This is a genomic window from Catenibacterium sp. (genome assembly GCF_052354645.1).
GTDB lineage: Bacteria > Bacillota_I > Bacilli_A > Erysipelotrichales > Coprobacillaceae > Catenibacterium > Catenibacterium mitsuoka_A.
Window position 1 is genome coordinate 1 of the sequence record NZ_DAWDDM010000043.1, and the last position, 10,698, is coordinate 10,698.

The 10,698-nt window shown below is 34.3% G+C and carries 12 protein-coding genes and 1 pseudogene; 1 reads left to right on the top strand and 12 read right to left on the bottom strand.

All coding sequences use genetic code 11. The features are described 5' to 3' along the window. Positions 1–49: 49 nt before the first annotated feature. Both ACT8VG_RS03305 and ACT8VG_RS03310 read right to left on the bottom strand, forming a co-directional pair. Positions 50–793, bottom strand: a complete 744-nt coding sequence (locus ACT8VG_RS03305; RefSeq protein ID WP_444195197.1) for a pseudouridine synthase — start codon at positions 791–793, stop codon at positions 50–52. A 31-nt stretch (positions 794–824) separates the two neighbouring features. Then, positions 825–1,379, bottom strand: a complete 555-nt coding sequence (locus ACT8VG_RS03310; protein ID WP_022424253.1) for a DUF5662 family protein — start codon at positions 1,377–1,379, stop codon at positions 825–827. Positions 1,380–1,492: 113 nt separating this feature from the next. Here ACT8VG_RS03310 and ACT8VG_RS03315 point away from each other — a divergent pair, with 113 nt between their 5' ends. Beyond that, positions 1,493–1,855 carry a hypothetical protein gene (locus tag ACT8VG_RS03315; RefSeq protein ID WP_117460269.1) on the top strand — a complete coding sequence of 121 codons (363 nt, stop codon included), beginning with the start codon at positions 1,493–1,495 and terminating at the stop codon, positions 1,853–1,855. A gap of 13 nt (positions 1,856–1,868) precedes the next feature. Here the strand turns inward: ACT8VG_RS03315 and scpB are convergent, their stop codons facing one another. The 10 genes and pseudogenes from scpB to ACT8VG_RS03365 form a co-directional block, all read right to left on the bottom strand. Continuing rightward, positions 1,869–2,459: an SMC-Scp complex subunit ScpB gene (gene scpB / locus ACT8VG_RS03320; RefSeq protein ID WP_006506915.1), complete on the bottom strand. Its 591-nt coding sequence runs from the start codon at positions 2,457–2,459 to the stop codon at positions 1,869–1,871. Beyond that, positions 2,446–3,183, bottom strand: coding sequence for a segregation and condensation protein A (locus ACT8VG_RS03325; protein WP_022424251.1), 738 nt, complete (start codon positions 3,181–3,183; stop codon positions 2,446–2,448). Before ACT8VG_RS03325 ends, scpB begins: the two co-directional genes overlap by 14 nt. 10 nt (positions 3,184–3,193) lie before the next feature. Beyond that, entirely contained in the window at positions 3,194–3,997 is an 804-nt protein-coding gene (locus ACT8VG_RS03330; RefSeq protein WP_432267171.1) for a folate family ECF transporter S component, read from the bottom strand. A 118-nt stretch (positions 3,998–4,115) separates the two neighbouring features. Beyond that, the gene (locus tag ACT8VG_RS03335) at positions 4,116–5,495 is read right to left on the bottom strand and encodes an NAD(P)-dependent oxidoreductase (RefSeq protein WP_444195198.1); all 1,380 of its coding nucleotides are present in this window, start codon (positions 5,493–5,495) and stop codon (positions 4,116–4,118) included. After that, positions 5,492–6,919 carry a metallophosphoesterase family protein gene (locus ACT8VG_RS03340; RefSeq protein WP_444195199.1) on the bottom strand — a complete coding sequence of 476 codons (1,428 nt, stop codon included), beginning with the start codon at positions 6,917–6,919 and terminating at the stop codon, positions 5,492–5,494. Before ACT8VG_RS03340 ends, ACT8VG_RS03335 begins: the two co-directional genes overlap by 4 nt. A 42-nt stretch (positions 6,920–6,961) precedes the next feature. After that, positions 6,962–8,347 (bottom strand): asparagine--tRNA ligase, encoded by a 1,386-nt coding sequence (asnS, locus tag ACT8VG_RS03345; protein ID WP_117459222.1) that lies wholly within the window; start codon positions 8,345–8,347, stop codon positions 6,962–6,964. A 5-nt stretch (positions 8,348–8,352) separates the two neighbouring features. Continuing rightward, the gene (locus ACT8VG_RS03350) at positions 8,353–8,997 is read right to left on the bottom strand and encodes a redox-sensing transcriptional repressor Rex (RefSeq protein ID WP_022424247.1); all 645 of its coding nucleotides are present in this window, start codon (positions 8,995–8,997) and stop codon (positions 8,353–8,355) included. Next, complete coding sequence (gene tsaD / locus ACT8VG_RS03355) at positions 8,990–10,003, bottom strand: tRNA (adenosine(37)-N6)-threonylcarbamoyltransferase complex transferase subunit TsaD (RefSeq protein WP_444195200.1); 1,014 nt, start codon at positions 10,001–10,003, stop codon at positions 8,990–8,992. The genes ACT8VG_RS03350 and tsaD overlap by 8 nt, the downstream gene beginning before the upstream one ends. Next, positions 10,003–10,440: a ribosomal protein S18-alanine N-acetyltransferase gene (gene rimI, locus ACT8VG_RS03360; protein WP_195920583.1), complete on the bottom strand. Its 438-nt coding sequence runs from the start codon at positions 10,438–10,440 to the stop codon at positions 10,003–10,005. The genes tsaD and rimI overlap by 1 nt, the downstream gene beginning before the upstream one ends. Next, positions 10,431–10,698 (bottom strand): annotated as a pseudogene (locus ACT8VG_RS03365) (tRNA (adenosine(37)-N6)-threonylcarbamoyltransferase complex dimerization subunit type 1 TsaB); the annotation flags it as partial. The pseudogene ACT8VG_RS03365 and the gene rimI, both read right to left, overlap by 10 nt.

A 10,698-nucleotide genomic window follows, 5' to 3' on the forward strand; every position in this document is an offset into this window, starting at 1 on the left:
CGCATTTTTCTATTTTGGAAAACTGTCATTTATTTCGAGACAGCCTCTTTTATTTTTTGTTTGCGTTCTTCTTTTTTAAAGCCATAGTACGTAGTACATTGACTTCTTTAGGCTTTAAACGACGATAAGTACCAGGAGTTAATCCCTTTAAGTCGATTGGACCAATCATAATTCTTCTTAAACGCTTCACAGGATGTCCTACTTCTTCAAACATCTTCTTGATCTGTCTGTTCTTACCTTCTACCAAACGGATCATCAACATAGTTGTACCATGTTCTTCATCATTTCCAGTAATCGCAATTTCACAAGGTAATGTTTTAACACCTTCTAGATAGATACCTTTTTCTAGCTGGTTCTTTTCAGCCTTGGTAAGTAATCCCTTAACAGATACTTCATAGACTTTTTCTAAGTGACTAGATGGATGCATAATAAGGTTCGCAAATTCACCATCATTTGTCATAAATAAAGCACCTGTTGTATCATAGTCAAGTCTTCCTACTGGATAAACTCTCTCATTACTATCTGCAAAATAATCAGCTACACATGTACGATCATGTTCATCACTCATAGTACACACGCATTTTTCTGGTTTATAAAATAAATAATAAACTTTATCTTCTTTATTAATAATTTTTCCATTGACACAGATTGTATCTTTCTTAGTGACCTTAGTACCAAGCACTGTTACCACTTCACCATTCACAGTGACTTTACCCTGCTGAATAAGTTCTTCTGCTTTACGACGTGAAGTATAACCACTCTGTGCAATGACTTTTTGTAATCTTTCTTCCATTGCTTTCACCCTTTCTTTTCCATTAATTAATCTACATGAAATCGTCCTTAAATTCAACAAAATATTCATCATAATCATGATGTCTATTAATCATCTTGATTGTATCATCAAGTCCATGATCTTTTAAATAGACAAGCATGAAACGAAGTAAGGCACGTGTTTCAGGATGTAATATATATGAATATTGTCCTGATTCATAGTATTGTAGAGGAAAGGCATCTGTATAATTCTTTCCTTCATATATCTTACTTGCTGCAACTCTATCACAGAACATCTCTAGTACATAATTATAAGGCATTTTAGCAGGTACCTGCCCTTTTCTAGTAAAATCCACCCAATATTCCCAATGATGTTTATTACGGCCTTTATGATGAAGCCAGGCTGTTGAGTAGCCTTTCTCATTTCTTTCAGCACTATTAGGAGAATAAGTACCCTTATAATACTTGATTCCTGTAATAAATTCAGTAGGAGTATATTTAGATAAGTCATGTAATAAGCCCTGCTTATATAAATGTACTTTAAAGCATAGCTTTCCTACTAATATCTTATGTTTTGTGATTGTTTTAAAATGTCCCCATATATGCACTGTATTTTCCTCATTTCTGTGTGTCTACCACTATAACACAAAATCATTCTTAAGTATATGTCTTTTCTTTTTATAATTCAATGTTATAATGGTAGAGAATTGGAGGTAGAACTATGGCATTTCACATTGAAATAGAAACAAATATTGATGATGCTTCACTTGATGTAGAAAGCTGTGAGGAGGTCATTACTTTCTTAGAGAATTCCTACAATAATGTGAGAGCAGAAATATATAGCTATTGCTTAGGTATGCGTACATTAAGATATGCATTAATAAGTATTGTCGTATTAGGTATCCTTTTCTTTATTAGTCATTCTAAGTTATTCTTATTTGGAATGCCAATCGTGACACTCTTGATCATGCTTGGTACCATTTCTCTTGCAGAATCAACTTCTGTAGCTGTAAAGAAACAGGTTAAAGAAAAGATTGAATATTATAAACGTCGTTTAAAACTATTAAAAGAATGTAAATCATAAAAAAAGTCAGAAACTAATTCGTTTCTGGCTTTTCTTCTACCTTTTCCTGATATTTTGTATTGAAGATATCTTCTTCATCAAATTCAGATTCAATTTCTTTAAGTTCTGGTAATTCATCTAAGCTCTTTAAATTAAAAGCATCCATGAATTCATCAGTAACACCATATAAGACTGGTTTACCTGGTGAATCATCACGTCCTACTTCTTTAATAAGGGCTTGTGCTAAAAGCTTACGAATCATTGATTCACAGCCTACACCACGTATTTCTTCAATACGAATTCTAGTAACAGGCTGATAATAAGCCACAATAGCTAATGTTTCTAAAGCTGATTTAGATAGTTTTCTACCACTTGTAGTCATCATCTTTTTATAATAGACATCATGCTGAGGCAATGTGACCATCTTATAAGTACCACCAAAATCACATATATCTACACCCTTAACTGTTTTAGAAGCATAGAGAGAGAGTAATTCATCCATCAATTCATATGCTTCTTTCTTAGTGATTTCTAATGCTTCCGCAACATCTTTAATTGTAACACCTTCATCACCATAGATATAAAGCATACCTTCTATGACTGATAAATACTCATTCTTGTCCATAGCTTGTTCCTTTCAAATAAATCTTTTCAAAATTACCACTCTGAGTAATCAATAATTCACTGTTTTTTACTAAGACAAGAATAGAAAGGAATGTTACTATCGCAAAATAGCGATCTCCTTCATCAAACAAGTCTTCAAAATCAACAGTTTTATCTTTATGACGTAAGAAATAGCTTCTGATCTGTTCAGTTCTTTCATCAATAGATATTTCTACACGTGCAATCTTTGATTCAAGGGGCTGGAGTAATGCACGTCTTTGCATCACTCTCTGCATTGCCTTGATGAGATCATATACTTCCATTCCCTCAGGAATAGTTTCTTCACCACTAGGAAGATATTCTTCAAGTGCTGAAGGTATTTTAGAATGCATTGTCTGACGTTTATCGTAAGAAGCCTCAAAGGCTTCTAAGATACCGTTAATACGGTTCTTTTCAATCAGTCTTTCAATCATTCTTTTTCTTTCTGCTTCGTAATCATCTTCTTCATCTATTTCTGGCTTAGGAAGTAATAGTTTACTTTTCATTTCAATAAGCCAGGCTGCCATAACTAAATATTCAGAGACAGCTTCTAAGAGTGAAGGATCCATTGTTTGAATATAAGCGAGATACTGGTCACATACAGCCGCTACATCAAGATCAAGAAGATCCATGTCATGTTCTTTTATTAGATGAAGCAAAAGATCAAGCGGCCCAGTAAACTGGTCTACAGTGACCTGGTATTCCATATCTTTACTCCTATTTATATAATTTATCCATCTGTTTCAATAATGGGAATCCAATAATGATTTCTAATGGAATAATAAAGCATGCCTTAATCACACGAATACTTACAGATACCACAAATGGAATGCCATACATAATCTGTAGCCAGAAAGGTGTTAAACAGAATGTAATTGCTAGTTCTACTAGAATAACACTTAATAGCCAAGTACCAAATAATGACACATCATTGTCTTTCATATTCTTTGTGCGTTTCAACATGAACAAGATAAAACCTATAGAGGCAATAAGGCAGAGCCCAATCATAACACCTTTTTGTAAAAATGTTAATGTATAAATGACTTTACCGATAGAGATTGTTTTTTGTAAAGCAACAAAAAGCGATCCTGCTCCACCAAATAATGCAATCATGAGACATACAATCTTACTGAATCGTTTTCCATCTACATTCTTTACTTTTACAGCAATCAATGATGGGATTAAACCAATCAGTACCTGATTGAGTGTAAATCCAAAGAATGGGAATCCTGTTGGAGATATTACTAAACCAAGTAAATCAGTAATTAAACCAATGAGATAAGCGTAGCTAGGTGAAAGAATCACACCTGCTAACATAACAGGAATATATTCAAAACCAATCTTTAAGCTTTCAGCACCAAATAACGGTACCATAATAGTAAGTCTCTTCAAAATCAATGTGATGATAATAATTAAAGCACTAAATGCGAGCTTTTTGGTATTTCTTCTTTCTAATGGATAAACCTTAAAACAGTAAATACCAAGTAATACTAAAATACATACAATAATAATTTGAATCATTTTTTAAATGCTACAATAAACAAATGTTTCTGTTTCAACCTATCGCTAGTCCACAGACGTTAATTCCGATCATCTCTGACCGTACACTTGCCTTCTTATAGGCTCCTCCTTTTCTTTTTTAACAGTTATTACGGTCCTCGCCTTTAATAAAAGCGATAATGTTTTCACGTACTTCAAGAATCAAACGATGTCTTGCTTCTACTGAACCCCATGCAACATGTGGTGTGAAAACGACCTTTTGAGAATCAACACTATATAAAGGGCTTGTTGAAGGAAGTGGTTCTTTTTCAAATACATCTAAACCTGCTCCAGCAATAAGGTTATTATTTAATGCATCACTTAATGCTTCTTCATCGATAATAGGACCACGTCCTACATTAATGAGATAAGCTGTATCTTTCATCTTCTTGAAAGCTTCTGCATCAAATAAATGTTCTGTCTCTTTTGTAAGAGGTGAATGAATAGAAATAATGTCACTTGTTTTAAGTAATGTATCAAAATCCACCTGTTTGAAGTGTTCATCCTGATGATGTCCAGTTGTAGAATAATACTGCACCTGACATCCTAATGCTTCCGCAATACGTGCAACGCGCTGACCGATTGCGCCTAGACCAACAATTCCCCAAGTCATAGTAGATAATTCATGAAACGAGTAACCAAAGAATGAGAAGACCTTATCTTTTTCATATTGCTGTGATTTTACATAACTATCATAGCGTGATGTATGTTCAATAAGTTCTAGACATAATGCAAGAGTAAGCTGGGCAACAGCTTCAGTAGAATATCCTTTTACGTTAGCTACTCGGATTCCTTTTTCTTTTGCATAATCTAAATCTATGTTGTTTGTACCAGTGGCTGTAACAGCAATCATCTTAAGATATGGACAGCGGTCAATTTCTACTTTTCTAAACAGATTCTTATTTGTAATAACAATATCTGCATCCTTACAAAGAGAAATGACATCTAACTGGTCTACATTTTCATGATAAGTCACTCTTCCAAGATCATCAAAGATATGTGTATCCACATCTTTTCCAAGTGTTTCTACCTGCAAGAAGACAATACGAAGTTCCTGATGTAATAAATCAAGAATTTCTTCTTTTGTATGGTCCTGCATCATCTTACCAAAAATAATACATTCATTAAAGTCTAAAACTTCAGCTTCATGTAATTTCCCACAAACTTTTCCATCAATCATCTCATATGTGAGCATTCCACCCATCATAGCCATACCTAATGCTTTAGAAGTAATGCCTTCATCATCATTAACGGCTTCTAATATCACTTCTTTAAAATGTGGATCTGCTTCAATTGATGCTTCAATAACATCTTTTAATGTCTCATGCTTTAAAATTTCTTTTCTAAATGCATCATGATAGATAAAAGGTAATACAATATCATAAAGTTCCATAGGAACAGGTTTTTCATATCCCTTAGAGAAATTATATAAAATCGCAATCCCTAAGCGTTCATCTTTCATTTTATCAACTAATTTCATTCATCTTCCTCCATTAAATATACTTCAACACGTTGCCTTTCTGATTTCTTTTTATCATCATAGAAGATCAGACATGTTTTCATCTTCTTATCCATATAATCATAACGCAATACATTATAAGAATAGTAATGACTTTCACTTTCTTTTAAACCGCCTGTTGCACTTCCTGCTGAGATATAGTATGTACCTTTCTTATTCATGAAATAAGGCACATGCTTATGACCATGAAGCACATATTTGATATGACGCTGTTGAAGCCATGTGGCAAACATTTCTGCATCTACAAGTGCTTTAGATTTATCCAATATAGTTCCAAATATAGATTTTTCACGCCATTGTATTTTTAAGAAGTCTGACTTAGAGACTTTAAATACATGATGGTGTAGTAAGACCACAATCGTATAATTTTCTAGATTTTCTATACCTGCAAGTTCTGAGTCTATTTGGTCTAATTGTCTTCTTGTGATCATTCCTCTAGCTAAGTTACCACCAGCATTAGAATCTATCTTTACAAGTACAATCTTATCTTTTTCTATAACCTTGATCTTTTCACCTAGTAAATAGGCTATGACTTTTGTACGTTGTCTTCCACCAATACTCAGGCCTTTTACTATCATATCATGGTTACCTAACACAAAGCTGATATCTGCCTTATATCTCTTCCTAATCATTGTCATAAAGCTATTGGCCTGATACATATTCTTTGTATTAGGAGAGTTCATAAGATCTCCTGTAATAAAGACCTGCTTTTGATGAGAACTCTGTGCATATTGATCACATTCATCTAATGAATCTAGTAAATTAGAGACTGCTTTCAGCTTCTTTTTAGGGCCTAGATGTAAATCAGATAACTGATAAATAAATGAAGAATGACCTTCTTTATTAAACATTGTCTTCTCATCGATTCTCTTTTGTAATGCCTTTGCCTGGGAAATACTATGTAATGGATAAAAGGCTGCATGTTGAGAATTAAATATGAGTCCTCCAGGCCATTCATCTGCATAAAATAAAGCTTCGAGTAGTCCAGGAAATGGATCTAAGAACGACAAGTCTTCCTGCTTAAAAGGTTTGCTTATTGTAAAGATATAGTCCACCCCTGTAAAAGAATAGTCTTTAATTTCTTTATTAATACCAGGAATAAGAAATAAGAAAATCTTATCTTTAAGGAAAGAACGGATACGTTGTAAGCCTTCTTGTAAATTAGTATGTGTCAGCATGGATACGTCCTTGATTGTCATACCAGGACGAATCATACTGAATGAATACTCATCAATCATATCAAGTTCTTTAAATTCTATGTGATGATTTCTTAACCACTGTCGATAATCATTAAAAGATTGGTAATCCAATAAAGCACGAGAAAAAGCACGGTCATGATGATAAATCATATTAAAAAAAGCATTAATGCCACTAAATTCATCCATAATAGTACTTCCTTTAAGAAAAAAGACCACGTATGTGGTCTTTTAGAATTTTAAGTTACGTGGTGTACGTGGGAATGGTTCTACATCTCTGATGTTAGCCATACCAGTTAAATACATTAAGAAACGGTCAAAACCTAAACCGAATCCAGCATGCTTACATCCACCAAAGCGGCGTAAATCCATATACCACTGTAGTGTTTCTTTGTTCATGCCCTTTTCATCCATAAGCTTTTCAAGAACATCATAACGTTCTTCTCTCTGTGAACCACCAACTAATTCACCGATGCCTGGTACTAATAAGTCACATGCTGCAACTGTCTTGTTGTCATCATTTAAACGCATATAGAACGCTTTGATTTCTTTTGGATAATCTGTTAAGAATACAGGACCACCTACAACTTCTTCACAGATATAACGTTCATGTTCAGCATTTAAATCAATACCCCATTCAACCTTGTTGTCAAACTTCACATCAGCTTTTAATAGATGATCAATAGCTTCTGTATAAGTCATACGTGCAAAGTGAGAATCTCTAACCTTTGTGATACGGTTGATACAATCATGGTCAACCATCTGTTCAAAGAATTTCATTTCTTCTGGAGCATTATCTAAGCAGTACTGAATACAATATTTAACCATTTCTTCAATTAAACACATATCATCTTCAAGATCCGCAAATGCGATTTCTGGTTCTACCATCCAGAATTCACTGGCATGTCTTGATGTATTTGAGTTTTCGGCTCTAAATGCAGGACCAAAAGTATATACATCTCTAAATGCCATAGCGAATGCTTCTACATGTAACTGTCCTGTTACTGTTAAGTAAGCTTCTTTTTCAAAGAAATCCTTAGAGAAATCAGTATCATCAATAGTTGTGACTCTAAACATTTCTCCAGCACCTTCACCATCATTAGATGTAATGAGTGGTGTATGTACATATACGAATCCCTGATCCTGGAAGAACTCATGAATAGCCATAGATAATACAGATCTTAATCTGAAGATAGCATAGAATGAGTTTGCTCTTGGTCTTAAATGAGGGATTTCTCTCATAAATTCAAAAGAGTGTCTCTTCTTCTGTAATGGATAATCACTATCACAGTCACCTTCAAGAATAATTTCAGTGGCTTCTACTTCAAATGGCTGCTTTGCATCAGGTGTTAATTTTAACTTACCTAATACATGAATAGCTGAACCAGTTGAGATATGTGAAACTTCATCAAAGTTCTTTAATTTTTCTTTTAAGTAAACAACCTGACAGTTTCTAAAATAAGAACCATCATTTAATGCGATGAATCCTAGTTTACCACTATCTCTATTTGTTCTTACCCATCCTTCTAATTCTACATACTCTACGTTATCTGTTTCTACAGCGTTATCTGCACGACAGATTTCATAAAGTTCTCTTACTGTCATAAATTCAAACATCCTTCTTACTCCTTTGTATTTGATTTCATTTTTAATTCTAATTCTTGTATTGCGACAACAACATCCACATTCTGTACTTCTACTCCCTGAGGTACAATGAAATGAGAGTGGGTGAAGTCTACAATGCCTTTAATCCCTAATGCCACTAAACGATCCACCATTTCCTGTACATTATCAGAAATTGCGAGAATCGCAATCTTACAGTCCTTCGGGAATGTCTTTTCCAAATCGTCACTCTTATGAATCTTAACACCAAAACGTTCACCTTCAATATTAGCATCTTTATCATAAGCACAGACAATCTGTCCCACTGTATATTTCCAGCGGTTATATTTCAAAATAGCTGAACCTAAGTTACCTACACCAATGAGAATAATAGGTTCATCAAGTCCTAAACCTAAGAAATCACTGAGCGTTTCAATCATCTCTTTTGTATCATAACCATAGCCTCTTTTACCAAGTGTATTCTTCTGAGGTAAAAAGCCAAAATCACGACGAATAGTCGTATCCTGGATATGAGTAACTTCTGCAAGTTCACTCGATAAGAAGTTTTCTTTACCTTCATGTCCCATAACTCTTAAAGCCTTCAAATAAACAGGAAAACGTGTCATCGTCGCACGTGAAATTTTCTGTTTCTTTTCATTACTCATAGTTATCTCCTACACTTTCCGCCTCCAAGTCATAGTCCGGCTTAACAGATAAGTCCAAAGGGGCAAACATATTATATTTATACATGATACTTGCAGCAGATGCAATCATTGCTGCATTATCTGTACAATGCTTCAATGGTGGAAAAATAACAGGAATATCACTTGTACTCATTTTTTCTCTGAGACCTTTGTTCGCACTTACACCACCTGCTACAATAATCTGCTTTACACCAAGATCATGAGCAGCTGCTAAAGCTTTAGAAGCAATCGTATCCATAGCCACATCCTGGAATGAGCAGGCTAAGTCATTGCCATTGATTTTCTCTCCTCTTTGGTCCGCATTATGCTTTAAGTTGATGACAGCGCTCTTTAAGCCACTAAAGCTGAAGTTATAGCTTCCATCATCAAGTGGTTTAGGAAGTGTATAGCTATGAGTTCCCTCATGTGCCATTTTATCTAATACAGGTCCTCCAGGATATGGAAGATGTAAAACACGTCCTACCTTATCATAGGCTTCTCCAATCGCATCATCAAATGTTGTACCAATGACCTCGAAAGAGAATTCCTTTTTCATATAAACAAGTTCTGTATGTCCTCCTGAAACAACTAATGCCATTGCAGGATATTCAATATCATTTACTAGTTCATTGGCATAAATATGCCCCGCAATATGATGTACACCAATCAAAGGCTTATTTAAGTAAATAGCCAATGTCTTGGCTTCCTGCATCCCAACATGCAAAGAACCTACAAGTCCTGGTCCTTTAGTGACTGCAATTGCATCAATCTCCTCAATAGAAATATCTGCCTGACTAAGTGCTTCCTTTAAAACAGTGCTGACACATTCAACATGCTTACGACTGGCAATTTCTGGAACAACACCACCATATTGTTTATGGATATCAATCTGTGATGCAACAACATGACTTAATAACTCTTTTCCATCCTTAAGAATTGCAACACTCATTTCATCACAGCTTGATTCAATAGCTAGAATAACAGCCATTATTTTTTCTCCTTTCTTACCATGAGATAGGCATCCTCATGGTCTGCATAATAATCTTTACGTATAGCACATATCTCATAGCCATACTTCTTATATAAACGAATCGCACGTTCATTTGATACACGTACTTCCAAACTATAATTCATACATCCTTTATTATGTCCTTCTTTTAATCCATAATCCATCAATAACTTAGAAAGACCTTTTCCCTGATAATTTGGATCAATACCAATTGTAGTCAGTTCACAGTTTTCATAAGCATACCAGAATCCTGCATAACCAACAATTTTGTCATCTACAAGAACATAATAATGAGCATAATCATTTGTCTTTAATTCATGAAGAAAATCTTCTTTAGACCAGGCAGGGGTAAATAATAACCCTTCTAGTCTTTCAATTTCATCAAGATCTTCTTCCTGCATTTCTCTTAATAACATGCTTTCTTAGCCTCAACATCTTTAATATAAGTTGGTACTAATAGATCAACATTCTTGATTGGATCAGCCATCTGAGCTAATGCATAAATATTAGCACAAAGATTACATTCTTTTTCATTTAATCCAAGACAGCCTACTTCACCTACAAGTTCAAAGTCTTCATATTCAGCACGTAATTGTGCAAAGTCTTCTAAAGTCATGTCATGTTCCTTAAATAAAGGATGTCCATTTTCATAATAACAAACATAGAACGTATGT